General features: G+C 43.3%; 21 protein-coding genes and 1 tRNA gene. 10 read left to right on the top strand and 12 right to left on the bottom strand.

Annotated features, from left to right (window positions below):
* Nucleotides 1-99 precede the first annotated feature (99 nt).
* Complete coding sequence (locus tag LZF95_RS04170) at nt 100-864, top strand: LytTR family DNA-binding domain-containing protein (protein ID WP_233753728.1); 765 nt, start codon at nt 100-102, stop codon at nt 862-864.
* 13 nt (nt 865-877) lie between these two features.
* Here the strand turns inward: LZF95_RS04170 and LZF95_RS04165 are convergent, their stop codons facing one another.
* Nucleotides 878-1,270, bottom strand: a complete 393-nt coding sequence (locus tag LZF95_RS04165) for a hypothetical protein (RefSeq protein WP_233753727.1) — start codon at nt 1,268-1,270, stop codon at nt 878-880.
* Nucleotides 1,271-1,570: 300 nt separating this feature from the next.
* On the opposite strand from LZF95_RS04165, the gene LZF95_RS04160 reads away from it, so the two are divergent.
* Together LZF95_RS04160 and LZF95_RS04155 are read left to right on the top strand one after the other, a co-directional pair.
* Nucleotides 1,571-2,488, top strand: coding sequence for a PHB depolymerase family esterase (locus tag LZF95_RS04160; RefSeq protein WP_233753726.1), 918 nt, complete (start codon nt 1,571-1,573; stop codon nt 2,486-2,488).
* A 119-nt stretch (nt 2,489-2,607) separates the two neighbouring features.
* Complete coding sequence (locus LZF95_RS04155) at nt 2,608-3,438, top strand: AraC family transcriptional regulator (RefSeq protein ID WP_233753725.1); 831 nt, start codon at nt 2,608-2,610, stop codon at nt 3,436-3,438.
* A 375-nt stretch (nt 3,439-3,813) separates the two neighbouring features.
* Here the strand turns inward: LZF95_RS04155 and LZF95_RS04150 are convergent.
* A tRNA-Ile gene (locus LZF95_RS04150) sits at nt 3,814-3,887 on the bottom strand.
* A 103-nt stretch (nt 3,888-3,990) separates the two neighbouring features.
* Between LZF95_RS04150 and LZF95_RS04145 the strand changes: the two genes are divergently transcribed.
* Both LZF95_RS04145 and LZF95_RS04140 read left to right on the top strand, forming a co-directional pair.
* On the top strand, nt 3,991-4,620 hold the full coding sequence (locus tag LZF95_RS04145; RefSeq protein ID WP_233753724.1) for an HAD family phosphatase: 630 nt from the start codon (nt 3,991-3,993) through the stop codon (nt 4,618-4,620).
* Entirely contained in the window at nt 4,613-5,722 is a 1,110-nt protein-coding gene (locus tag LZF95_RS04140) for a site-2 protease family protein (RefSeq protein ID WP_233753723.1), read from the top strand. The genes LZF95_RS04145 and LZF95_RS04140 overlap by 8 nt, the downstream gene beginning before the upstream one ends.
* A gap of 207 nt (nt 5,723-5,929) precedes the next feature.
* Here the strand turns inward: LZF95_RS04140 and LZF95_RS04135 are convergent, their stop codons facing one another.
* The 6 genes from LZF95_RS04135 to LZF95_RS04110 form a co-directional block, all read right to left on the bottom strand.
* Nucleotides 5,930-6,226 (bottom strand): rhodanese-like domain-containing protein, encoded by a 297-nt coding sequence (locus LZF95_RS04135; RefSeq protein WP_233753722.1) that lies wholly within the window; start codon nt 6,224-6,226, stop codon nt 5,930-5,932.
* Nucleotides 6,227-6,230: 4 nt separating this feature from the next.
* On the bottom strand, nt 6,231-8,069 hold the full coding sequence (locus LZF95_RS04130) for a T9SS type A sorting domain-containing protein (protein WP_233753721.1): 1,839 nt from the start codon (nt 8,067-8,069) through the stop codon (nt 6,231-6,233).
* A gap of 5 nt (nt 8,070-8,074) precedes the next feature.
* On the bottom strand, nt 8,075-8,815 hold the full coding sequence (locus LZF95_RS04125; RefSeq protein WP_233753720.1) for a PASTA domain-containing protein: 741 nt from the start codon (nt 8,813-8,815) through the stop codon (nt 8,075-8,077).
* 264 nt (nt 8,816-9,079) lie between these two features.
* Nucleotides 9,080-12,151: a M43 family zinc metalloprotease gene (locus tag LZF95_RS04120; RefSeq protein ID WP_233753719.1), complete on the bottom strand. Its 3,072-nt coding sequence runs from the start codon at nt 12,149-12,151 to the stop codon at nt 9,080-9,082.
* 11 nt (nt 12,152-12,162) lie between these two features.
* Nucleotides 12,163-12,411, bottom strand: a complete 249-nt coding sequence (locus tag LZF95_RS04115; RefSeq protein ID WP_233753718.1) for a NifU family protein — start codon at nt 12,409-12,411, stop codon at nt 12,163-12,165.
* A 4-nt stretch (nt 12,412-12,415) separates the two neighbouring features.
* Nucleotides 12,416-13,510 (bottom strand): Mrp/NBP35 family ATP-binding protein, encoded by a 1,095-nt coding sequence (locus LZF95_RS04110; protein ID WP_233753717.1) that lies wholly within the window; start codon nt 13,508-13,510, stop codon nt 12,416-12,418.
* 152 nt (nt 13,511-13,662) lie between these two features.
* Here LZF95_RS04110 and dnaG point away from each other — a divergent pair, with 152 nt between their 5' ends.
* From dnaG to LZF95_RS04085, 5 genes are all read left to right on the top strand, one after another.
* On the top strand, nt 13,663-15,600 hold the full coding sequence (gene dnaG, locus LZF95_RS04105) for a DNA primase (RefSeq protein WP_233753716.1): 1,938 nt from the start codon (nt 13,663-13,665) through the stop codon (nt 15,598-15,600).
* 86 nt (nt 15,601-15,686) lie between these two features.
* Nucleotides 15,687-16,898 carry a bifunctional 3,4-dihydroxy-2-butanone-4-phosphate synthase/GTP cyclohydrolase II gene (locus tag LZF95_RS04100; protein WP_368670759.1) on the top strand — a complete coding sequence of 404 codons (1,212 nt, stop codon included), beginning with the start codon at nt 15,687-15,689 and terminating at the stop codon, nt 16,896-16,898.
* 77 nt (nt 16,899-16,975) lie between these two features.
* Nucleotides 16,976-17,635 (top strand): hypothetical protein, encoded by a 660-nt coding sequence (locus tag LZF95_RS04095; RefSeq protein ID WP_233753715.1) that lies wholly within the window; start codon nt 16,976-16,978, stop codon nt 17,633-17,635.
* On the top strand, nt 17,636-18,421 hold the full coding sequence (surE, locus tag LZF95_RS04090; RefSeq protein WP_233753714.1) for a 5'/3'-nucleotidase SurE: 786 nt from the start codon (nt 17,636-17,638) through the stop codon (nt 18,419-18,421).
* A gap of 79 nt (nt 18,422-18,500) precedes the next feature.
* Nucleotides 18,501-20,450: a tetratricopeptide repeat protein gene (locus LZF95_RS04085; RefSeq protein WP_233753713.1), complete on the top strand. Its 1,950-nt coding sequence runs from the start codon at nt 18,501-18,503 to the stop codon at nt 20,448-20,450.
* Here the strand turns inward: LZF95_RS04085 and LZF95_RS04080 are convergent.
* The 4 genes from LZF95_RS04080 to LZF95_RS04065 form a co-directional block, all read right to left on the bottom strand.
* Entirely contained in the window at nt 20,436-21,308 is an 873-nt protein-coding gene (locus LZF95_RS04080; protein ID WP_233753712.1) for an ABC transporter substrate-binding protein, read from the bottom strand. The genes LZF95_RS04085 and LZF95_RS04080 overlap by 15 nt on opposite strands.
* A 132-nt stretch (nt 21,309-21,440) precedes the next feature.
* A complete protein-coding gene (locus tag LZF95_RS04075) occupies nt 21,441-22,760 on the bottom strand; it encodes an MFS transporter (protein ID WP_233753711.1) in 1,320 nt (439 codons plus the stop codon).
* A gap of 29 nt (nt 22,761-22,789) precedes the next feature.
* Nucleotides 22,790-25,159, bottom strand: coding sequence for a glycoside hydrolase family 31 protein (locus LZF95_RS04070; RefSeq protein ID WP_233753710.1), 2,370 nt, complete (start codon nt 25,157-25,159; stop codon nt 22,790-22,792).
* A 225-nt stretch (nt 25,160-25,384) separates the two neighbouring features.
* Nucleotides 25,385-26,431: a LacI family DNA-binding transcriptional regulator gene (locus tag LZF95_RS04065; RefSeq protein ID WP_368670760.1), complete on the bottom strand. Its 1,047-nt coding sequence runs from the start codon at nt 26,429-26,431 to the stop codon at nt 25,385-25,387.
* Nucleotides 26,432-26,667 lie beyond the last annotated feature (236 nt).

Here is a 26,667-nt window from a genome sequence, read left to right as displayed (position 1 = left end):
GACCTATAGTCCGAGAGCAATGGATTTTAAAAAATAAAGTATCCATAGGGTTGGTTAAGTATAAAAATCCGACTTGATAATAAATGAAAGAATTAACAGATGAAGCCTCTGAATATACTTTTGGTAGAAGATGAGCCGGGAGCAGCAGCTAACCTAAAGTCCTTGCTCTCCAATGTGGTTCCTGATTTTCGCCTGCTTGCTATACTTCCAAGTGTGGAAGAGGCCGTGGAATGGCTTCGGGGAAAGGGAAATGATCCTGATCTGGGATTCTTCGATATACAATTAGAAGATGGCCTTTCTTTTGAAATATTCACCAAAACGACAGTGGGTTTTCCAGTTATATTTACTACTGCCTTTGATCAATATGCCATAGAAGCCTTTAAGGTCAATAGTATCGATTATCTTCTCAAGCCCATCAATGAAAAACAACTGGCATTCAGTATTCGGAAGTTCGAACAGCTTCGAAAACCTACCTTGAATGAGACTTTGATTCAGGAGTTGATGCAAAAGTCCAAACATTCAATCCCAAGAACATTTTTGGTGCATTTTAGGGACAAGCTTATTCCATTACCATCCGGTGAAGTGGCATTCTTTTTTATTGAGAATACGGTAGTTCATGCCCGGACTTTTAAAAATCTGTCTTACCCCTTGGATCTCCGACTCGATGAATTGCAGGATGAATTGGATCCTGGGACGTTTTTCAGGGCTAACCGGCAGTTTTTGGTAAATAGAAAGGCAATCCGAAGTGCGGAATATTACTTCAACGGAAGGCTCTCCCTGCAAGTAGAACCCGAATCCATAGAACTGATCTTAATCAGCAAAGCCAGAGTTACAGAATTCAGACAATGGTTTGAAAATAGATAGCAATTTTGCTCCATTAAGGATAGGTATCCTTTCTCCTTTTCTTTATTTCCTCCTGAATTTCCTTTTGGAATTGCTCAAACAATGCAAATTGTCTGGTATCCAATACCGATTTCATTGCCTGATCCCGACCCTCTTTAAGTGATTTCCAAGTCTTGTACTTTTGCAATTTTCCCATGTTTGATTGAGACAGGGTACCCAACTTTTTCCAATATCCTTCCAGAATAGCAGTCGTTTCCTTCTTTTGGCTGTCAGTTAAATTCATCTGCTCCTTATACGTTTCAAATTTCTCAAACATTTGCTGTTTGTCCTCTTCACTCAGTTTTGTTTGGGCCCTACTTTCTGTAGCATGGGCCAATAAGATCAGAAACAGACCGATTAATAATTTTTTGCTTACATGTGTTTTCATGGGATTGATTTTTTTGTATCCAAAATTGGGTGTATTGGATGATTTCATTCCGATCCATTTATGCCAAATGGTCTATTTTCGATCTCAAACTGACCATATCCCAGTTGAAGCTATTTCTTGCGCCTGGTTAAGCTCAGGTTCATTTTTTTCAGCTTCAGATATTTTTTCAAGAAAGAATATTTCCAACACCTCGAAGTTTGCCTCAATTAAAAATCATTTTAAGAGGAAAACTGTCTGGTTGAGATGCTAAGTACTGCATCCGGAATTGGGACACTTTTCTCAGAACCAAAAATCCAAAAAATGAAAGTATCTATGAACTGGCCATTTCTCAAAGTTTTAGGCTTGATTCTGATCATTCTGGTTTCTTGTGTCCAAGAAGAAGCACCCGATGAATTCAGATTTTACCGGGACTTGAATTTTGACGGAATACAAAGATCCTACCTCATTAACCTTCCACCAAATTTCTATCAAAAAGCTGGAAGTCAAAAATTTCCGGTAGTAGTAGCCCTTCACGGTACCGGAGGAAATGCTGGACAAGCTGAACGGGATTATGGACTTACTGCCAAAGCGGCCGAATCTGAATATATCATCGTCTATCCTGAAGGTGTTCCAAGACCGGGGCCATTGGGTATTAGAACCTGGAATGCCGGTAAATGCTGTGATTATGCATTGGGAAATCAAGTGGATGATGTAGGGTTTGTTTCCGTGTTAATTGACGAAATGATTGGACAGTTTCATGGTGATCCCGAGAAAATATATGTAACCGGAATGTCCAATGGAGCAATGCTCGCCTATCGATTAGCATGTGAAATACCTGAAAAAATTTCAGCGGTTGCCCCTGTTAGCGGAACCTTGATGGCAAGAAATTGTGAGCCTTCAAAACCGCTACCTATTCTTCATATTCATTCTGTATTGGACAAAATCGTGCCATTTTATGGGGGGCTTGGTTTAGGTGGATATCATTTTGCATCCATTGATTCCACGATGGGTGTTTGGAGTTCAATTCATGGTATTTCCGAGTACACAGAAAAACGCAACTTGGGAGATTTCACCTATACTTTCTGGGAAAAATCTTCCGGATTAGCCATGGAGCTTTACACAACCGAGGATGGAGGCCATTCCTGGCCCGGTGGAAAAATTGCAAGACCTGGGGCAGATCCACCTTCCACAGCTATTGACGCGACTGAATTGATCTGGTTTTTTTTTCGAAGGCATTAAACCCGCCTTCGTCCTCTATCATCGGGTTTATGTCCTTTTTCAATGAATTAAGGGATACACATGCCGTAATCTATGAATAGATCCCATGGTCAGCACTCTAATATCAGCCCAGTACATTCATGAAATATCAAGTTATAATGCCAGAGGATCGGTTAAGTTCCTTAGTCCAAAATTTTTGGACGCTTGAAATAAATAATAAGGAGTCAACGACGTATGAGTTGATTTCTGCAGCAGACATTACATCTGGAATTATTTCGCAACAAGCCAAATTCCAAGGTAATGGAATAGCTAATGGAAAAGGGAAAGTGTTACCGAAAACTTTTATATATGGGCTGCAAACACGTCCAGCAAAATACGTGGTTCAAGCACAGACTTCACTTGTAGGGGTTGTTTTTAAGCCGCAAGGGTTAAATAACCTCTTCAAAATCCCAGCAGTCCATGCTACCAACAGAATTATTTCCTTAAAAATTATAAATAATGAGATCTCCCGATTTGATTTATTCAGGGCCTTACCAACTTTAGAAAGATTGGCTTGCATACAATCTTTTTTAAGATCACGGATCGATAACAATTTGGTTTTAGAACAAACTTTTTCAAGAGTAATTAGCCATATACAACATCAACCTGAGCTTTTTTCAGTGACTGAACTAAAGGATTTATTAGGTATATCTACCAGACAGTTGGAAAGAAAATTCAATCATTTTATCGGGGTTAGTCCAGGCCTTTATCTACGGGTCTTGAAATTTAAAAAGGCTATCGGATTAATCAAATCCGGAAAATATGAGAAATTCTCCGATATAGCGTATTCATTAAACTATACAGATCAGTCCCATTTCATCAAGGAGATCCGTTTTTTTTCAGGCCTTAACCCCAAAAAGCTGAGTAGGTACCATTCCCCGCAATTTGATGAACTTGGCATACCGGTTTCTTTGATAAATGCCCCTGTATAAACGGTTATAGTTAGGTTTACCTATAAGTCAATCTTAATCGTTAGGTACTTACTGTTCTATTTTATGGTTTATATGTTTTTCAGAGTGCCAACGGCACGATCAGTAGTGTAAAGGTATTTGTCGATCAACCCAACAAAACTTGCATAGGCTAAACAAGGAGCAAAATCACCTTGCACAAAAAAAGGTTCTTCATCTTGGGGAAATGAAACAGGGTATTGGGGAAATCAAAAACTGCTTCATACAGGTTTCTACAGCACGCTATCGGATGAATCCCTGACTTTTTGGACTGAGCCCTTTTCATCTGACTGATCATTAACGGGTTAAAAAGCAAAAAAAATGGGCAAAACCATTCGAAAATGACTTTGCCCGGAGTAGTGGGCCCACCTGGGCTCGAACCAGGGACCACCTGATTATGAGTCAGGTGCTCTAACCAACTGAGCTATAGGCCCTAAAGAGAAAAACACTGGTTTTTGGCCTCTATAGTGCCGTAAACCTTGGTTTTGGGAGTGCAATGTTACATATTTGAATTCAAATTCACAACAACTATTCCGAATGAAGAATGCATCTGATGCAGACTTTTTGATTTTTGACCTGGGAAATGTCATCATCGATATCGACTATCAAAGAGCCATGCAACTTATCACCCGGGAACTCTCACCTGGTTACCACGAGCGGGTAAATAGCTTTTATCTCACTGATTTTCACAAGGAATATGAAGTGGGGAAAATAGATTCACCTACCTTCAGACAAGAGGTGAGAGACTACTTTCAGCAGGACTGGAGTGATGAAAAAGTAGATCTGCTCTGGAATAATTTACTCCTGAAAATCCCCGAAAAAAGACTGAAATTAATTTCAGAACTAAGAAAAAAATTTCAAGTTGGGGTGCTCAGCAATACGAATGCGATACACATTCAGGCGGTAAATCAAATCCTACATGATGATCATGGATTGGAAAGCTTGGACCCAATCTTTGACTGGGTGTTTTTCAGCCACGAAATGGGGCTGGCAAAACCCCATCCGGAGATCTATGAAAAAATGTTGCTGGAATTAGGGACCTCAGGGGATAGGGTGATATTCTTTGATGATTTATTGGCAAATGTGGAAGGGGCTAAAGCAGTAGGTATTCGGGCAGTACACGTGACTGGCCCTGAAGTTATTTTCGACTTTTTCGGGAATGTATAGCAAGAAAGAATACCTCCGTCATTCACTCCTGTTTCTTATTACACTGATTGCCACCACGCTGGCGGGAGGGGAGTGGGTATATAGCAAGTCAGTTTTAGGTGAGGGGGACAACATGCTTGACATCGAGTATTTTCTGAAGAGCCTGGCATTTTCGCTTCCCTTTATAGGAATTCTCTTAATCCATGAGTTGGGGCATTTCTTCACTGCCTTACACCATAAGGTAAAATGCAGCCTGCCCTATTTCATTCCAGGATGGCTAGGCTTTCTCGGAATGCCTTCTATAGGGACTTTCGGTGCTGTCATCCAAATGAAAGGCTTTGTCAATAGCCGCAAGAAATTCTTTGATATAGGGGTGGCCGGGCCGCTGGCTGGTTTTGTGATCGCGCTTGTTGTCCTCATCTATGGTTTTACCACACTCCCCGAGGCAGATTATATTTATACGGTACATCCAGAGTATGCTGACCCCGATTTCCAAGGGTTTGAAGAAGGAGCTTTTGAGTTTGAGCTGGGAAACAACTTGCTCTTCTGGGGGCTGGGGCAAATCTTTGCGGATCCTGAGCGCATGCCTGCCATGTCTGAATTGATCCATTACCCATATCTTTTTGCAGGGTTTTTAGCTCTGTTTTTCACTGCCCTGAACCTGTTGCCTATCGGTCAGCTGGATGGAGGACATGTGATTTTCGGACTTTTCCCGAAGATTCATAGAGAGATCTCCCTTGTTGCCTATGTCCTGTTTATGGGATTTGGTGGACTGGGACTGGTCAGCCCTTATGCGCCTGTTGAAGATTTGATGATTTATATTCCGCTATATTTGGGCTTTCTGTTTGTCTGCTTTACCAAGTCCGGTTTAGGTGTCCAGAGTAGGATCACCCTTGCGTTGAGCATAGCCGCGGTACAATATGCCTTGGCATTCCTGTTTCCAGGAGTGGAAGGTTACCATGGTTGGTTGTTTTACGGTTTTTTGCTAGGAAGGATAATGGGACTGAGACATCCAGAAGTGACAGGTACCAGGCCGTTGGATGGGAAACGCAAAGCATTGGGGATATTGGCTATCCTATTGTTTATCGTTTGCTTTTCCCCAGAACCTTTTGTTTTCAAGTAAAGAAGCAGCTCTAAAAACCAACCAAAAAAGATAGGTCAGTAAGCGGGTGGAAATGGTCTCCACTTGCTAAACCTCCCGGGATTGTCAATTGATATGCAATAGGGGCAGGAATTCGGTTTTGCCCAATTCCTGCCCCTTTCTGAAAGCCCAAAGCCTCGTACATTCAGCCTGTCGGCGCGGGATGATATGAAAATCCAGGACTCTTTTTTACAAATTCCTGTAAGCTAAGATTCCGCCTGTTGTATTACGGACTTTGGTAAAGCCTTTGGATTCCAAAAACTTCTTCGCATTCATACTTCTGGCACCGGAGCGGCAGTGTACTACGATTTCACTGTCTTTATAGCTTTCCAGTTCTCCCAGTCTTGATGGCAAGTCTGCCAAAGGGATATTCTTAGCTCCCAGGTTGTCGTCTTCGTATTCCCATTCTTCACGAACATCTAGAAACACGAATTTCTCATTCTTATCCAATCTGGATTTCAGGTCTTCTACGGTTATGTCTTCCATATTATTATTTAACTAGTACTCTATACGATTGTACACCTTCTTCGGTGGTCATGTTTAACACATATATGCCCGGACGTTGCCCACTAAAATTAATGATTTCTCCTTTGGAAGAGCGTTGACGCTCAAGAAAAATCTCTCTACCGAACGTATCAAAGACCCTGACTTCATTGAAAGCCCCCTCTAAGTTGAGCTGGGTCTCTACCGGATTTGGGTAAATCCTTATTTCTTCCTCAGGGACGGAGATCTCTTCAAAAGGTGCCTCCAGGCTGATGTGGGGCCTGATCATCAGAGAACCCTTTACCTCTTCATTTTGAGCCCAGGCACCTACTACGTTGTAGAAAAGCTTATCTCCGCTATCATTTACCTTATCCAGTCCCACGTGCAGAAAATCATTGGTAAATTGGGTAAAGCCTATGAAAAAATCCCCTTCCACCTGGATGTTGGTATCCAGTGAATAATAGAGGAATTCCTGACCCGCTTCCTTTACTGGAATCAGTTCCTCACTGGTGAAGACAGGTTCCTGATCCAGGTCTTTCCATACATGGATATCTATAGCTTGATTGGCTTGCTTAGGATTGGTGAAATTGATCGAAATCCCCTTGATATATACTGCCGAAGGAGCGGAATACTTCACTGCCAACTGACCGGATCGCTGATTGATCCCGGCAGCATAATCTGCGGAACCGTTGTCATAAGCAAAATAATCCATAAGCGGAAATGAAGTCCGTACCGTATCATTGAGCTCGTAATTTACACTAGGATAAAAGACAGTGTCCCCTGCCACGATATTGTATAGCAGTCCATCCCCCGAGGTGATAGATGAGATGATTTCCAGATGGGTTTCGCCCAGGGGCACGGGGATTTCTTCAAATTCCCTGCTTTCAAACGTTCTTCGTTCCAAAGCATTCGGAACTGGGTTGAAAGGGGTGTTGAGGTTGATAGGAATAGAGCTCATTGTGGAAGAATCCCTGATGACTATGGAATATTCCATTGCCCTGAACCGGTTTTCCAGGTTGTTGAATTCATTCTTGATCCTGCCCCATAGCCCTTCCTGATCGGCTTCCAGCAGTGCAAAGGGATAGGCTCCATAATCTCCGATTCTCAACTCATTTGTTCTGGTCAGGCTTCTGTCAAGATAGGATAGATCAGTCCCGGATCTTCCGGTATTGAGGTAGATATAGTCGATCAACCAGCTATCGAATGGCCCGGATTGTCTGCCTTCGGCAAAAAAGCGAAACTGGAAATCCGCATGCTGCCAAGCTGGTAGGATCTTTACTATTTCCTGGGTAAATACTTCTGTGTCCAGACTGACACCACCGAGCTGTCTCCAAATGGTGATCCAGCTGCCCTCGGCATCCAGTATCTGCAATGTCAACTGATCATTTTCATCAGGAAGCTCAGCCCGACCTCCAGCTTGCCAGAAAAAACTGAGAAACAAGCTTGAGCTGTCTGCAGCTGTCAAGCCACTCAGGTCAAATGGCTTGGATGTCACAAAGTCTGTCTCGCCTTGGTTGGTTTGGGTGAGGGAATACGGATTGCCATTGGTATCCACTCCATCGAGAAGTAGCATCCCTAGAGATGGGGCATTCAGCCCTATTGTTTCAGTATAGGAGGCTCCATTGATGCTCCATCTTAGGGTGTCTATCCCTTGGGAAAAATCATCCCAGAATGGAAGCTCATTGTACTGGGATATTCTTGAATTTTCTCCAGGGGAAAGATCGTTCTTCTTGATTTTATGATGTTGGATGGGAGCTAGCTCCACAAGTTGACACTCAGCCACAGTCGGGATGATTAAGGCCAGTAATAGCCCAATCACCTGAAATATATGGAGAGGTTTTAACATCAAGTTTAAAAATTATCCTTTGCGATCCAAATATCAACTATCTCACCTGTTTTCACTTTTGTGTTCGCTGAAGGGGACTGTCTCAGTATTTTTCCTGCACCCACAGAATCTGTATCCACATAGTGTTTGCTCCCTACTCTCAGACTAGATCCCAAAATAAGGAATTCCGCATCCACTTCCTCCATTCCTTTTAGATTAGGAACTTCTAGAATCTGGTTTCCCATGCCATCACCTACTACAAGATCTATCCGGGCACCTTTAGGAACCTCAAATCCTTCAGTAATTTTTACTCCCCGGTACTTTTGCTCCAGCACTACATTGGAAGCGATATCGGGCACATATACGATATCACCTCTCTCTAGTCCCATGTTTGCCAATATCTCCTGCACATTTTTCAAATGCGTATTGACCAAGTTTGGCATTTTTAACATTGGGGGATTCTTGGCATTTAAGGTGATGTAAATGGTTTTACCGGTTTTTACCTGCGCATTGGCTTGCGGAATTTGTTTTAATATAGCGTAGGTCTTTAGATCCGTATTGAATCCGGAGTCCAGGGATACCTCATATTTCAGGCCCGCGCGTTCCATGATTTCCACACCCTCATCGTAGGTGTATCCAGATAAATCTGGCACTGAGACCGATTCTCCATGGTTGGTGTACATGGGCAGATAAACTTTCAAGAAAAGGAAGCCCAGAAAAACTGACATTCCAATGATCACTAGGAGGTTGATTAATATCTTTTTCAAAAGGAGGGTTGGATGTAATGCCTAAGAAATTTTGAATAGTTAAAGATAAGCGGGAAAATCAATCCTTACAACGAAGGCTTATCCTATTACCATAAATCCCTTCGGCAAAAAATAAGCCGAAGAGTAATTCATGACCTTTTTTATGCAATTAATCTAAAGCTTACAAAGAAATAGTACGCTGGACGAACAGACAGCTAGGCTCCACTTCATAGAGAACCTACAGTGGCTTATTCCCTTAATTGCTCAGGGGTTGGCCCCAGAAAATCAATGAATGATGAGTCTTCTGGTTTCCCTGATGCTGTTGCTGTTGATTTTCACAATAAACACTCCCTTGGAAAATAACCGGGTGCTAAAGCTATAAGTCTGGTTCAATGTGCCAGGATATTCTATTTCCTGTACCAAGGCACCTGTACTTGAAATGATCTGGATGCTTACATCTTCGAAGTCCGGAAGATTGAAGGCGATATTAAATACCTCCCTGGCCGGATTGGGGTAGAGGACGGCCATTCCCTCGGTAGGGATCACCGGCTCCTCATTGGCACTGAGGAATAACTCTATGTTGTCCAGATAAATAGGGGTGTCAGTATTACTGCCGTTTTCTACTACAAATGCTACTCTTCCCCGTTCATTTCCTGCCCCTGCAAAATCACTCAGGTTTACATAGCGTCTCACATAATCTCCCGGACTGTTAGGGTTTGCTTCCCCTGTAGCCACCGTGGAGAGCGAGGATCCAGTAGCTTTCCATACTTCGGCATAGTCAGTGCCACCATTGGTACTTGCCATCACTTTCAGGCTAGTGGTAGGACTAAGCTGGCCCGCAGCCAAATCAAAGAACAAGCTGGCCTGGCTTCGGACGGAAAGATCGAAGACAGGTGTGCCCAACCAATAGGTCTGACCGATGGATTGGCTGCTGAGGGTGACTACATTGTCGGGGGCTTCTCCTATGGAAACTGAAGAAAGTGACCATGCCGAATCATCTGATTCTGGATTTATGGTCTGCCATGGTATCAATGTGCCGGAGTTATTGAAGTTTTGCCTCCAAGGCACAGAGATAGTGGAGGCATCCTCGATCACATGCCTCGTGAGTTGGTTTGGTATCTCTTGGTTTTGATCGAAATTTGGTGCCGAAGCCTCAAAATTAAGGGTGTTTTTTCCTGAACTGGTATTGTTGGGAGTGCTTATATCAAAGCTTTCTCCAGGCTGCACGGTGTTTCCACTTGCAATGTATGTCTGTCCCGGTGCATCGTTCACACTCGTGGAATAAACAAATGTAGAGAAAGGAAGATTGCCTGTGTTGGTCAGTCTGACGATATTCTCTTCATTGGTTCCATCAAAAATAGGGGATGGAGACACTAGTGAGTCCAAAGAGACCCCATAGCTGAACTCCTCATCTGGAAGTATCCGGATGTTTTTGATATAAATATTGTTGCCATAAGCATTTTCCGCTATAAAAGCCAGGCGGATCGACCCTAAATCAGCATAGTCCGCAAGGTTGACCAATTCTGTCCTGAACTGGCTTTCGTCAGTAGGGATAAACTCATCCAAAGTGGCGGGGCTGGTTTCCAACTGTTGCTCACTTTTCTGATAAGGCGCATTGATGAAATCAAAAGTGTTTCCGCAGTCCTGTGAAATCGCCACAATCAATTTATCCGAAAACCCTGACTGGTCATATTGAGCATAGGCCATTTCGAACACGAGTTGGGCACTTGGGTATTGGGCCAGATTGATGATTGGAGAAATTAAGTAGTCCAATTGCCCAGGAGCTTCATATTCATAATTGCGTAGATAGATCAGATCCTGAGAGTTTCCTGAAATCGTAAGACTTCTCTTTTCCCAGGTAAACGCCTCATCAGGATTGGTTATGGACCAAGGTGAAGGGAAGGTGTTAAGGGATTCGCTATAAGGCAAACTGATAGGCTGTTCTAGGATAGGCGTGATCGTCTGGATATTGTTTGCGCTGACATTGTCAGGTACATCATTGGTCTCTGTGATCCTAAACTCCACCGTATTGGTCGTCGGTAGCAATGAGAATTGATTGAAATTCACAATAAAACTTTCCCCCGTTGCCAGGTTGAACGTGACTCTCTTGGATTCCAGCAGGGTGCCGTTGCGTCTCAGCTCCACTCTGCCTGAAGTAAGTGTGTTTTTTCCTGCGTTCAGTACTTCTATACTTGGGTTGATCACTGCGTCGCATTCGAAATTTCCCGGTTCGAGTACCCGTGCTATCGCGAGGTCATTGTCAGCAAGAACAGGTTCACGGGTCGCCCTGTTATTGATTAGAGTGACTCTTCGGGGACTATTGGCAAGCACTACATCCATACGCTCTACCTGGCCTTGGGTAAACAGGTTCATGCATGCATCGGGAGTATAATCCATGTAATTTTGGATCATATCGTTTGAGTCGCAGCTGAATCTTGAGGGATTACTGCTACAAGAGTTGTTGGAGTTGTCTTGGAGAGGAGTGTCGGCTACAAAATCATCCACTCCACAGCCACCGTCTCCCCATATATGTCTCAATCCGAAGAAATGGCCTACTTCATGTGTGGCTGTTCTTCCCCTGGATGCCGCTAGGGCAGTACCCCCGGTACCGAAATACCGGTAATCGATTACTACCCCATCTGTTAGAGCCGAGTTGGTCGCTCCCGAGAGACCGGGCAAGTCAGAAACAGGGAAAGAAGAATATCCAATGTAGGGACTGGTAAGACTTGTGACGTAGAGGTTCATGTATTCCTCAGGATCCCACTGGACTTGTTGTGCTATTAATGTCGCATCGGTATTGGGGTCATAGGAGTTTTGGGGGCCTAGGGTTCGAGTAACCCCATTTGTCGGCAATCCGGACATATCCTGTTTGGCCAATACGAATTCAATGTTCAGTTGACCCGCAACAGGAAGAAATTCCGCAGGTGTATTCACGGCATCATCGTTCATACGTTGGAAATCCTCATTGAGTATCCTTATCTGCTCTTCGATTTGGGAAAAGGGCACATTGGCACCTTGACCTACTGGATCCCCGTTATGGATCACATGCACCACTACTGGAATGAGGACCGGCTCTTCTGCTGTTCTGGAAAGTATCTGAGGCTGGCTGGCCCTATGTTCTATTTTGCCGTCGATCCAGGTTTCAAAAAAAGATTTGGAACCGAAGAACCCCAGCTCTTTTTCAAGCTTTTGTTCCATTATTCCATGCCCGCATTTTTCCTCATGGATATGATGTGCGGTTTGCTTACTTGTCAGACCGAAGGTTTTGGTTTGTTGTGCAAAGCCAATGGTAAAAACAAAAAAGGCTCCAAAAAGGAGCATACTGGCTTTGCCAAAAAACCGTGACCTTCTTTTCATTCAGATCGGAATTAGGCTACAGTTAGGTTGACGGCTTCTACTTTTATGATTTCTGGTATGGCACGTTTGATTGCTTCTTCTACCCCGGCTTTAAGTGTCATAGTGGACATAGGGCATGAACCACAGGATCCCAGCAATTCCAACCTGAGTACCATATCGTCAGTAAGTTCCACGATCCTCACATTTCCACCATCTGCTTCCAGATAAGGTCGGATTGTATCCAAGGCAAATTCTATTTGTTCTCTAAGTTCTGGTTGCATAATGTTAAGCTTTAATTTCCACCACTTCGGTTTTGTTTTGTGAGGCGTTTCTAATGGCGATTTGTCTGGCGATAGCTTCTGCAAGATTCATATAAGACTCTTGGGTGATTCCGTTTTTCAATACAGCAGGGTAGCCGGAATCCCCGCTTTCCCTTATACTCTGTACGATAGGGATCTCTCCCAGAAATGGCACGTCGTATTTTGCCGCCAATCTTTTCCCTCCTTCTTTGCCGAATAGGTAATACTTGTTTTCAGGCAGTTCTTCGGGTGTAAAATAAGCCATATTTTCAATAACACCTAAAATTGGCACATTAATTTGGGGCTGTCTGAACATAGATAATCCCTTATTGGCATCAGCTAGGGCTACCTTCTGAGGGGTGGTCACGATCACCGCGCCTGTCACTGGCACCGTCTGCACCATAGTAAGATGGATGTCCGATGTCCCCGGAGGCAAGTCGATCAGCAAATAGTCCAACGCTCCCCATTCCACGTCAGAAATAAACTGCTTCAGCGCTGAACTTGCCATAGGTCCTCTCCAGACCACAGCACTGTCCACAGGTGTAAGAAAACCTATTGACATCAGCTTTACCCCATACTGCTCTATGGGCACGATTATATTTTTCTCCCCCACTTTTTTTACGGTAGGCTGCTCAGCTTCTACATTGAACATGGTAGGGATAGAAGGCCCTGAAATATCAGCATCTATCAACCCCACTTTTGCACCTGTTTTGGCTAGGGATACGGCCAGGTTTACCGCTGTGGTGGACTTGCCTACACCACCTTTGCCGGATGCTATGGCGATGATGTTTTTCACCTGAGGCAAAATAGGGGCGGAATCGCGTATAGTAGTGACCTGGGATGTCATGAACAGATCCCAATCGTAATCGCTTCCAAAGTCTTCTTCCAGTACTTCTAGACAATTGTTTTTAATCACCTCTTTGAGAGGACACGCAGGAGTAGTCAAGACTACGTTGAAACTGACTTTGTTTCCGTTGATTTCGATTTTTTGTATCATTCCCAGAGTCACCAGATCTTTCTTTAGATCGGGATCTTGTACTCGGGAAAGTGTTTTCAGGAGGTTCTCCTTGGATAACTGCATGGGGTAAATGTTGTAATTTGGGCGCAATTTAGAGCATAAAGCCTTCTAAATAAAGAACGAAGTGAAATGTCTTGTTCTTGTGAACTGGCAGAATCACCAGAAAGTTCTCATTTTACAGATTCAGCGATTAACTTTGTCCCATTCATTTACCTATGGGCATCAGCAAACTTACTACGGACAAGGTCAAAGAACGCATGGACATCGAAGAGGTGATCGGCGATTATTTGCCCATGAAAAAGAAAGGCCAAAATCTCTGGGCCAACTGTCCGTTCCATGGTGAAAAAACCCCCTCTTTCTCGATTTCCCCTGCAAAACAGATCTATAAGTGTTTTGGCTGTGGCAAAGCCGGCGATCCCATACAGTTTGTGATGGATATAGAGGGCATCGGCTTCCAAGAGGCTATCAGGCACATAGCAGGTAGGTACGGCATTGAAGTGGAAGAGGATGTTTCCCGCACACCGGAGCAGGACGAGGCGCAAAATGAACGGGAAAGTTTATTGATCGCCTTGAGTTTCGCCCGAGACTTTTTTGTGAAGAACCTGCAATCCGAAGAAGGCAAATCCATAGGGCTTAGTTATTTCAAAGAACGTGGATTTACCCCTGCGATCATTGAGAAATTTGATCTGGGATATGCATTGGATGGATGGGACAATCTGCTTAAAGCTGCACACGAGGCAGGTTTCAAGGAGGAGATCTTGCTCAAGGCAGGCCTGATTCTGCAAAAAGAAGGTGATGCATCCCGTGTCTATGACCGGTTCAGAAACCGGGTGGTTTTCACTATCCACAACATAGGGGGGAAACCACTCGGATTTGGTGCCAGAATACTTACCAAGGAGAAGAACCAACCCAAATACATCAACTCCCCGGAGACTCCGGTTTATCACAAGAGTGATGTGCTCTATGGGATGTACCAGGCGAAGAAGGCTATCCGCGAAAAGGATAACTGCTATCTGGTAGAAGGCTATACGGATGTGGTGAGCCTGCATCTCTCCGGAATCGAAAATGTGGTGGCTTCCTCAGGTACATCTCTTACGGAGGGGCAAATCAAGCTTATCAAGCGCTTCACAGATCAAGTGACTGTGCTCTATGACGGAGACGCGGCAGGGATCAAGGCGTCGCTACGGGGTATAGATCTTTTGCTTGAGGGAGGGCTAAATGTGAAAGCTGTGGTTTTTCCGAATGGGGAAGATCCCGATAGCTACTCCAGAAAAGTGGGTTCTCAGGCATTTCAGGATTACCTGGAAAGCAACAGCCGGGATTTCATTGGCTTTAAAATCAGCCTATACAAGGAGGAATTCTCCAAGAACCCCATCCGAAAAGCAGAGGTAATCCGGGAGGTAGTACAGAGTATAGGGAAAATCCCCGATCCCATCATACGCTCTGTGTATGCCAAAGAAGCATCGGGACTATTGAGGATTGAAGAAGATGTCGTCCATGCGGAGCTGAACAAGATTTTGCTGAAAGGGCAAAAGGAGCATTCTTCAAGGCAGCAAGATGAGCTTTTTGCAGAGCAGGCAATGGATGAGCTTATCCCTGACGAAACAGCTACTTCCTTTTCAGAAATCCTGAAGATCCAGGAACGTGAGATGGTCAGGATTTTAGTGAATTACGGCTGGCAGAAACTGAGTGATGAAGAAATGCACCTTTGCCAATATCTGTTGTCTGAAACAGAGGAGTTGGAGTTTACTACGCCTATCTATAACAGGATACTTACCCTTTACCGCTCCAATTTATTGCAGGGTGAAATCCCGACAGCTGAATATTTTATCGGACTAGGCGATCAGGAAGTGCAGAAAGAAGTGATAGATCTGATCACCCTACGGCATGAGGTGTCCCGTCATTGGACGGACACTCACCAAATTGTCATCACTACTGAATCAGATGATCTCACCATGACCGGATTTAAATCCATCTTGAGACTGAAACGGAAAATGGTGCAAAAACTCATGGAAGAGGCGAAGGATAAAATAAAAAATGCTGAGTCAGAGCAGCTTGGCGATGAGCAGGTCCATGAGTTTCAGGTCATCTATTTTGAACTTAAAAAAGTACAGCTGGAAATAGATAAAGAGCTTGGGATTGTCATAGGCTAAAACCAAACTTTATTTGGCTGTAACCTGTTTAAGATATGAAAGCGTGTAAATTTGCCTTTCTAAATACTAATCCAAATAGAAATTTCGTGGAAAAATATATTCTTGATCCAATTGAAGATGCGATTGAAGCAATCAAAAATGGAGAGGTAATCATCGTCGTAGATGACGAGGATAGGGAAAATGAAGGTGATTTCGTATGTGCGGCGGAGACCGTGACACCTGAAATCATTAATTTTATGGCTACCCATGGTCGCGGTTTGATCTGCGCTCCTTTGATAGAGGACAGATGCGAAAAACTCGGTCTTGAGCTGATGGTAGGGAATAATACAGCAGCTTTCGAAACCCCCTTCACAGTTTCTGTGGATTTGATCGGACATGGATGTACCACGGGGATTTCCGCATCTGATCGGGCCAAGACTATAAAGGCCCTAGTGGACGATTCCATTGATCCCAATGAACTAGGTAAACCAGGGCATATCTTTCCGCTCAAAGCGAAAAGAGGAGGGGTGTTGAGGAGAGCTGGGCACACAGAAGCTGCTATAGACCTGGCCCGTTTGTCTGGCTATTCCCCCGCCGGAGTATTGGTGGAGATCATGAATGAAGATGGGACCATGGCCAGACTCCCCGATTTGGTGGAAGTAGCCAAAAGATTTAATCTAAAGTTGATTTCCATCAAAGATCTGATCGCTTATCGCCTGAAGCATGAGTCACTGATCCAGCGTGAGATAGGGGTGGATCTCCCTACTGATTTTGGGGATTTTGAACTGATCGCTTTTAGGCAAACCAACACCCAAGAACTTCACCTGGCCTTGATCAAAGGAAAATGGGATAAAGATGAACCGGTGATGGTAAGGGTACATTCCTCCTGCATGACAGGGGATATCTTTGGCTCCTGCAGATGCGACTGTGGCCCACAACTTCATAGTGCTATGCGGATGGTGCAGGAGGAAGGCAAAGGAATCATCCTATATATGAACCAAGAGGGTAGAGGAATAGGGCTGATCAATAAACTAAAAGCATATAAGCTACAGGAAGAAGGCATGGATACCGTACAGGCTAACCTTGCCTTAGGATTGCCTTCTGATAGCAGGGACTATGGGGTAGGAGCCCAGATCCTGAGAGACCTGGAGGTGAGCAAATTGAGACTTATATCGAATAATCCTCAAAAGAGGGTAGGGTTGCTTGGTTATGGCTTGGAGATCGTGGAGCAAATACCGATTGAAATAGCACCCAATGCCCACAACGCAAAGTATCTGCAGACTAAGCGTGATAAAATGGGGCATAATATCCTAAAGTAACGCATCCTTCATATCTTGTATTTGTCAATAATTGCATATGATTTCAACCCGAAATCCTTTATTTCGTACATACAGTCATGACGCAAACCCTGAATAAAATATTTCTCTCTCTTTGTATGCTGGTGCTAGGAGTGGCTTCAAGTGTGGGCCAGAGCCAATTCCCTTCCCAGATGTGGCATAAAGGCAATATCTATACAACAGACGGGCAGGCCTATGGAGGGCAGATCAAGTATGACTTAGATGCTAATGTAGTTCAGCTTCAAGGTCAGACTGTAAATACCTTCACTTCAACTAATGTTACTTACTTTGAAATATTTGATGAGGTTTACGGTGGCATCAGAAAATTTTTCAGTTTACCTTATGCCCAGGAAAGTGATTATGCCACCCCTATCTTTTTTGAAGTATTGACTGAAGGTGAGAATATCGCACTGTTGTGCAGAGAATATGTGGCTACCGATTCCCGCGGTATGGGGGGCTATGGTATGATGGGTGGATATGGGATGAATCCCTTTTATGGCCCTCCAGCCATGATGGGACAGAGGTTAGCTTTCAAATTTTACTTTTTAAAAGACGGCAGAATTGAACAATACAGCATGAAAAAGAAAGACCTGTTCGACATGCTTCCAGGACATGACGAGGAAATTTCACTTTTTATGCGGAAAAACCGCCTGGATTATGACAAAAGAGGGGACCTTCTCAGAATAACCGCTTATTACAACGAACTGAATAAAAACTAAATGCCCAAACCATTAATTCTCGTCTCCAATGATGACGGGATCACGTCCATAGGGATAAGAGTACTTGTGTCTGTAATGAAAAAGCTTGGAGATGTAGTCGTGGTGGCCCCGGACAGCCCACAGTCTGGTATGGGACATGCGATCACGATTGGCGAAACACTGAGATTGGAGGAGGAATATATTTTTGAAGATGTCAAAGCCTATAAATCCAGTGGAACACCTGCAGACTGCGTGAAACTTGCCAAGCATTACGTCATGAAGGATAGAGGGCCGGACTTGATCGTAAGTGGGATCAACCATGGATCAAACACTTCTATTTCCGTGCTCTATTCCGGGACAATGTCCGCAGCTATCGAGGGTGCTATGGAAGGCTATCCTTCCATAGGGTTCAGCTTATGCGATTATTCTTCAAAAGCAGACTTCTCTCATGTAGAAGAATGGGTGGAGAAAATAACCAAACAGGTACTTGACAACGGTATGCCTAAAGGGGTAGCGCTCAATGTGAATTTCCCACCCAAACAAAATGAGCAGATAAGGGGAGTGAAGATCTGCCGACAAGCAGAGGCTAAATGGCAGGAGGAATTTGATGAGAGAAGGGATCCTAACGGCAGAAGGTATTTCTGGCTGGCCGGTAATTTTGTCAATTTTGATAAGGGAGAGGATAACGATGAGTGGGCTATCGCCAATAATTATGTGTCCATAGTACCCTGCCAGTATGATTTGACGGCACATCATGCCATTAACCAAATAAACAAGGATTGGGATTGGGAAGAATTTAAACGATAGGTTACGACGGTATTGAAGTTAATGTGTTGATTTTGATTGATTTTAGTTATTTTTACCATCCTTACTTACTGTATGCCGTTTGAATCCAAAATCATATATTTTTCTTGTTTTTATTTTCTTGGCTCCATCTGGAGTGTATGCCCAGATTCCAAATATAGATAGCCTGAAAAGTATCCTTCCCGTTGCTGAAGGTAGGGAAAGGCTATCTATATTAAATGAACTGGCCACTCACCTCCGCGAAGTGGAACAACAAATTGCCTTGGACTATGCGCTGGAAGCTGAGGAACTTGCCATTTCTATTGATAGTAAGTCAGGCGAAGCTATAGCCAAAGAAAACATTGGATGGATTTATTACCGAAGGGGACATTGGCAAAAGGCCTTTGATTATTCCAAGACTGCCTATGATCTCTCGATGGAAGATAATAACCAGGGACAGGCTGCACGGGTGCTTAATAGTATGGGTGCGCTCTACTATGAGCAACACAGCTATTTGTTGGCAATAGAGCAGTTCAGGAAAGCGTTCACTATCAGTGAAAAAGTCGGTGATCTTGGGACAATGATCAGAAGTCTTAATAACATAGCCTTCAATTATATACAATTAGATGAACTCGATTCAGCAATGTTCTATGTTTCAGAGGCAATTGAAGTAAATAAAGAGCAAGGATCACCTTATATGCTGTCTTTTTCCAATCGTGTAGTAGGCGATATTTATTTTAAGAGAGATCAATTGGAATCTGCCGAAAAGACCTATGAAATAGCATTGGTGCAAGCAAAAGCCAAGAACTTAAATTCATTTCTAGCGAGTGTTCTCCACAGGCTTGGAAACACATATTTGTTGAATGATAAACCTGAAAAAGCCAAGGGAGTGTTGATGGAAGGCTTGGAAGTATCCAGTGAGAATGGGTTACTGGATGAACTTGCTAAATGTCATAGTTACCTGGCGGAATATTACCGTCAAAAGAGTGATTATGAACAGGCTTTCAGCCACCAGTCCAAATTTGTGAAGATAAGCGACTCTATCACCAATAAATCGAGCAGAGATAGGCTTGCGCTGATGCAGGGAATGTTCCGGGATGATATAGAGCGATCCGAATACGAATTGTTGTTGGCGCAGAATGAAATCCAGGCTACCCGATTGACTATGAACAAAAAGATCATGCTACTGGTGGGGATAGGTTTGGCTTTGATTTTAGGATTACTAATCCGGCTTTACTTCCTGAATCGGAAAATCAGAAAATATAACGCGAGTCTTATTCTACAAAAGCAGCAGATCCACAGGCATAATATTGACCTGGAAATCAAATCAAGGGAGTTACAGGAAATCAATCAGACCAAAAACAAACTTTTTTCCATAATAGGGCATGACCTGAGGGGACCCGTAGGGCAGGTGAAGTCCATCGTAGATTTACTTGGCTCGGGGCACTTGACGCAGGAGGATTTTAATCAACTGATCGAGCACCTAAAAATGGATGTGGATACGGTCTATTTTACCTTAAATAATACGCTGAAGTGGTCAATGACCCAAATGGAAGGGTTCAGAATATATAAGGTAAACTTTACGTTGGAAGAGCTGATCACAGCGAACATAAAACTAATATCCCCTATATTGAAGGAAAAGTCTTTAAATATAACCTGTACTGGAAATAATTCTGGAGTCCAGGTGTATGCTGACCGTGATTTAATAGATATTGTAATCCGAAATATTCTGAATAATGCGGTGAAATTCTCAAACCATGGGGATACCATTCACCTTTCCGTAAAAAAGGAAGAAGATTTGATGGTTTGCTGTGTAAAGGATCAGGGAATAGGCATGGATCAGGAACAAATCAACCAATTGCTCTCCAAGGAGTATGTATTTACCAATTCCACATTGGGTACTAGTGCGGAAAAAGGATCAGGCTTGGGAATCCAGATTTGTAAGGAGTTTATACGTATGAATGGAGGTGATCTTCAGATAAACAGCGTGAAAGGTGAAGGTACTACCGTGTGTATCAAATTAAAAGCTTCTCAGGTTTTAGTTTGTAATTGACAGGTTGTCAAGGGATAAAAACTTCTCAGGTTGAAGCTTTTCTTTCAGTATTCCCAGTTCCTTCATGGTTTGCATGGAGCGCATAAGCTGAACCCGTGAAATATCTGGTTTGGTCGCCCATACTGTCTGATTATGCCATTCGCGGACGTCTTGCAAGTTTAAATCATAATTTCTTGAGATATCTTCTACAGACGATTCACCATGCTGTAGCTTGTTAGACTCATCATAGACCAAGTCTCTCAAATTAAAAATTGTTTCACCAAATTCAGTGATGGCTTTGTCTGAAGCAACCATCACAAAACATGGCCAAGGGCTGGGCACTTCGCCGATCCGCTTCATCTCTCCTGAATCTACCCATGGCTTAGTGGTGTATTTCTCCCAGAGGAACAGTTCATGCAGTTGGGGATCCATGGATTCCAAGGCACCTGGAAGATTGCCTATGACTTTGAAATTCATGTTTTCTTTCTTCCAATTTTCTTTTTTTGCCAGTACAAACGTCATCAGATGGGAACCAGACCCTATTCTACTGATTAGGAAATTGGGTTCTTTTATTTCCGAGAGTTGGGTTACTGGGCTATTTCCATGTGTATGTATGCCCCAAATCAAGGGGGAAAGCACATGATATCCTATGATCTTCGAAGGATTTCCATTTTCGAAATCCTGAAGGAAGCTTTCGGTGAGTACAAGAGCTATATCTGTCTCATTGTTCCGCAAAGCTTTGTTCATCTGTCCCGAGCCCCTAGATTCATCAGTCCAATCCAGTTGAATTCCCTGCTTTAAGAAAGGCTGTGTCTTGACCACTTTTTTCCATGGAAAATTAAAATGTTCAGGTACACCGGTAATTCGAATAGTTTTCATCTTTGTCGGAATCTTTTGCTCTGGCAAATGTAGAAAAGCTCCCCTTTTTATTGAGCAGGCATAGTGGATTTTTAAATTATAGCATGCGTTTTATATCGCTTTTATTCAAAAGATCTTCAAATCTTGCTGCATCTAATCATGGGTCACTCTTTTGTCCGTGATCAAAAGAGTGCTTAAGGCAGCCAAAATCAAAAGTACCCCGGCTAATAACATTGTATTGATAACAGCCTCTCCAAAAATCAACTTATACAGAAAATTCACCCCGCCCAGAGCAGCTACTATCTGTGGGATGACGATAAACATGTTGAAAATCCCCATAAATACCCCCATTTTCCGTGGCTCCACCGAACTGGAAAGCATAGCGTAAGGCATAGAAAGAATGCTGGCCCAGGACATGCCCACCAGCATAAAACTCAGGTGTAGCATCCAGGGAGCTGTGACAAAGTAAATGGAGATGAAGCCACACCCACCAGCCAATAAGCTTAGTAGGTGGCATAGCCTTCTGTTGATTTTATACTTACTCGCTACAAAAGCCAAAATCAAGGCATAAATCATGGAAACCAAGCCATACGTTCCCAGGTAGTTGCCGACGCTGTCCGCGGCATTGTTATAGGCTTCGGAACTGGTGTCCACCACCCCGAATACATGCTCGGTAATGGCCGGAGTGGCGAAGCTCCACATGGTGAAAAAAGCAAACCAAGAGAAAAACTGCACTAACCCCAGTTGTTTCATGACTGTAGGCATGCCTGAAATGTTATCTAAAATGTCCTTGGATCCCCGTAAAAACCCCCTCTTTTTCTCCCTTCTGAATGTCTCTAAGTCATCTGGTGGGTATTCCTCGGTGGTAAGAATAGTGTAAAGAATGGAGGTAAACAAGACCAAAGCACCCACGGCAAAGGCATATTTCACCGAATCAGGAACCACACCTGGTGCCGCAGTATTGGGTACCCCAATTTTAGTCATAAACCAGGGAAGATTGGAGGCCACCCAGGTACCTATTCCTATGATCAGTGTCTGGATTACGAAGCCATAGGATCTCTGGGATTCGGGTACCTTATCCGCCACCAAAGCTCGGAAAGGTTCCATGCTTATGTTGATCGATGCATCCAGGATCCAGAGTGCTCCCGCCGCCATCCATAAAGCAGATGAATAGGGGGCAAAGAAAAGCGCAATAGTACTGAACAGGGCTCCTATAAAAAAGAAAGGTTTTCTTCTCCCAAATCTTGGAGACCAAGTATGGTCACTTAGGTACCCAACTATGGGCTGTACAAGTAAGCCGGTAAGTGGTGCTGCTATCCAGAGAAAAGGAATGGCATCTTTATCGGCTCCCAGGGTTTGGAATATTCTGGACATAAATCCACCTTGGAGGGCAAAGCCAAACTGTATCCCCAGAAATCCAAAACTCATATTCCAGATTTGCCAGAAGCTTAATTCCTTTTTAATTGGGGTCATTTGGGCGTTGGGTAAGATGTCTATTTTGATTAGCTGATAACAAGTTGATCATCAGAGTAATCAAACTCAATGTGGGGAAGGGAACCTATCGCTATATAAGGACGTGCTGAATCAGGGAGTGGGTCAAATTCAGTCAGTTGATCCAAAAATGGGTAATTTCTAGATGATAATGGCATCTCTTCCCCGTTTAGACTAACTGATGTGAACTGGAATCCGTGAAAATATACCTGTATCTTGGAAAACTCACTTGGGTATGATCCACTGGCTTTCTGAAGGATCAACTTTCCTGAAGCTGCATTGTATTCCATGGTTCTTTTATGGTACACACTATCCTGATAGTCCCAGCTGATCCCGTCATCCTCATAATGCGTAAATCTTCCATCGGCGCCTTCATATACATGTATTCTCAATATTCCGTCATGTTTTTCTCCGGTGTGCATTACGGGTGATTGCATGGTAAATATACTGCCAGCTTTCACAAACACAGGAAGATAGCTCAATGGACAATCTTGATATATCAGTTGCTGCCCCGTGTACTTCTCATCAGAGTAGAGGTAATACCAATTTCCTTCAGGCAGGTAAGCTTTTGTGATTTCCTTATAGCTCTCCACAGGTATCACAAGAAATGTATTGCAGAAAAGATACTGATTCTGAAAAGCCCCCTGATAAATTATTTCATCTTGGCCATAGTCTATAGCCAGACTGGAAGATATAGGGAGCCCATGAATCGTAGATTCCATTATTTTACTGTAAATCGTCGGCAAGAGCTGATATCGTAACCTGATATAATTTCTGGAGATTTCCTCTACCTCTTCCCCATATGCCCAAGGTTCGGCATCCTTGGAATTGATCATCGTATGGGCCCGGAAAAATGGGGAAAATGCCCCGATGCTCATCCAGCGGGCATAAAGATTTTGCCTTGATTCTCCGGCAAATCCTCCGACATCATATCCTGAAAATGACACCCCACTCAGTCCCAGACTATTTACCAAACGGACTCCCAGAAGCATATGCTCATCAGTTGCCTGATTATCCCCCGTCCATGCGGCTGCATACCGTTGGATTCCTGCAAAACCGGATCTGGTCAAGATAAAGGGTCTTTCAGCTGGATTATGGAGCAAAGAACCTTCATTTGATGACTTGGCCATTAACATACCGTAGAGATTTCTGGACTTCCTGTGGGAGGCAGGATTTCCATCCATATCAAATTCTATCAGATTTGGTGTGAATTGCCCCCAGGATGCAGGCTCGTTCATATCAGCCCAAAATCCATCCACACCAGCTTTGGTATAGAATTCCATTTTGTCTGCCCACCATGATCTGGTATCGGGTTTGGTGAAATCAGGAAATGCACACCATCCTGGCCAGACCTGGGCAATGTAATCCTGCCCATCAGGGTACTTAATAAATAACCCATTTTCGCTTCCCTCATCATATGGCAGATAACCTTCCTGCTTTTTGATGCCCGGATCCATAATCACCACCACCCGGAAGCCAAGGCTTTTAAGATGCCTGATCATGGCTTTAGGATCAGGAAATTTGATACCATCAAATGTGAATACCTTATACTCCTCCATATGATGGATGTCCAGATAAATCACATCCGCAGGGATGGCTTTATCTCTGAAAGTCTGGGCCAAAGTGGTGACTTCCTTATCCGGATAGTAGGAATATCTGCATTGCTGGAAACCAAGTGACCACTTGGGAGGCATTTGCATTTTCCCTGTAAGGGAGGTATAGGTGCTGATAATTTCCGAAACAGAAGGTTCATGGATAAAGTAATAGTCCATATCACCATCCTCAGCGCCGAAAGAGACAAACCTATCTGTGGAGGCTCCAAAGTTGAAAACTGATTTATGTGTATTGTCAAAATAAATCCCATAAGCCCCCTGGCCATGTATTCCAATATAAAAAGGAATACTCATGTACAAAGGGTCATCTTCTATGCCATAGCCAAAGTAATCGGTATTCCAATTGACAAAAGCTTTTCCAAACCTGTTGAGATTACCTGTTTTTTCACCTAATCCAATAAATTTCTCATTCACCTGTACCTGCTTATAGCAAGTGACTTCAGTGCCTATCCAGGCTGTGCCTAAGGAGTCATCTGCATTGATCAGCTTGCCGGATAGGTCATAAAAGGAAAAAGTGGAATTTATCCGATTTAGTTTTAAACGAATCTTTTCTGTTGCCAAGAGGATGAATTCATCTTCCTCAACTATGCTAAAGTCAGATGAACATGGTGCAGAGATGACCGAATAGGGGTTAGGGTCGAAATGAGAAGCCTGATTGACTTGGATTCTCAGAACACCTGATCGATATACCGTTACCTGAAAATTTCCCTGGGCCGTTTTCCCTGAAAAACCAGTTGGATTTTTATCCCAGGAGATGACCTTTCCCATAGGGCAGAAGCGAGCGGAATTGTTTGAGGATGTATAGCTTTCAATCATGCAATTACTCAATAAATAGGAGTCGGATTCCTGCTAAAGTAGGTATGAATATCCTTACAAAAAATTCACTTGATGTCTCTAAAACCGCAGTTGTGTTGTGCAAAAGACACTAAATCCCTTTGTTTGAAAAATGAAGGCATATTCAAACGTTTGCAATAAAAACTGGAAAAAATGGGATTATTTTTCACCTTTGAGCCTATTTGAGGAATTTCTTAGAGCCAGCTCTGTAGGCAAGATCATGGGAGAGGTGATTTGATCTGCCATTACTTTCTTTTCTATTAAGTCTAATAATAGTTCGGTGGACTTTGCACCTATGTCAAATCCAGGCTGGGAAACGGAGGAAAGTGTAGGATCCACCATGGTACACAGTTGCCAGTCACTAAAACCGATAATACCAAGATCTTCAGGAATTCTTAATCCTGTTTCCTTGCCAGCCATCATTGCGCCTATTGCCACCGTGTCATTGTTTGCAAAAATAGCATCTGGTCTAAGCTGGCTATTGGAAAGCAACGTTTTTGTAAGCATTTTGCTTTCCTCTGCTGTACCGTGAAAACATTCTATTATAAATTCTTCCAAAATAGGCATTTGATGAGCCAGCAACGCATCACGATATCCACGTTCTCTTTCCATACATATCTTTAGATTTTTTGGCCCCGCCAGATGAACTATCCGTTGGTATCCCTGCTCGATTAAATGACTGGTAGCGTTGTAGGCTCCCTGATAATCATCTATCATGACGTTGATAGCCCCAAGCAAATCAGGTGTTCTATCAAAAAACACAATGGGATAATTTTGAGACAGCAATTTGGAGAAATGTTCGAAGTCAGTGGTTTCTTTCGAGAAACTAATCATAATTCCATCTATCTGATTGGAAAGCATGGTTTGGATGCTGGACATTTCCCTGGCCAGCTTTTCATTTGTTTGCGCAAGGATCACATTATATCCTCTGGCGAAAGCTACCTCCTCTATTCCGCTGATAACAGAAGAGAAAAAGAAATGAACTACCTCAGGAATAATCACTCCTATGGTAAAGGATCTACTTTTTCTAAGCGATAGGGCAATGGCATTGGGACGATAGTTTAACTTTTCCGCTACTTCTTTGACTTTTCTTTTTGTTTCGGCATTGATTCCATGGTAATCTTTCAATGCACGGGAGACTGTAGAAACAGAGATGTTGAGTTCTTTGGCAATATCCTTTATTGTAGCTTGTTCTAGTTTCATGATTAGTTGTCTTTCAGCGTTTAATATAACCTTGCCTGAACTGGCTTTCAGACGATATGGGGTCTAATTAACTGGATTTAGACAGACATAATGATCTCTCCTGCGAATTGCCCGAGCAGGTAGCTATGTCCCCCATAGGCTGTTTCCTATTAAGAATATAATTCTAAAGTAGCCTATTTTCCCCGGGATATATATAAGAAGTTTTCGAACTTTCTCTATCAGAACTTTACAACTGGATT

Source organism: Algoriphagus sp. AGSA1 (assembly GCF_021390545.1).
Lineage (GTDB): Bacteria > Bacteroidota > Bacteroidia > Cytophagales > Cyclobacteriaceae > Algoriphagus.
The sequence above is the reverse complement of the archived record's forward strand: the minus strand, read 5'-3'. Positions and strand labels throughout refer to the sequence as shown.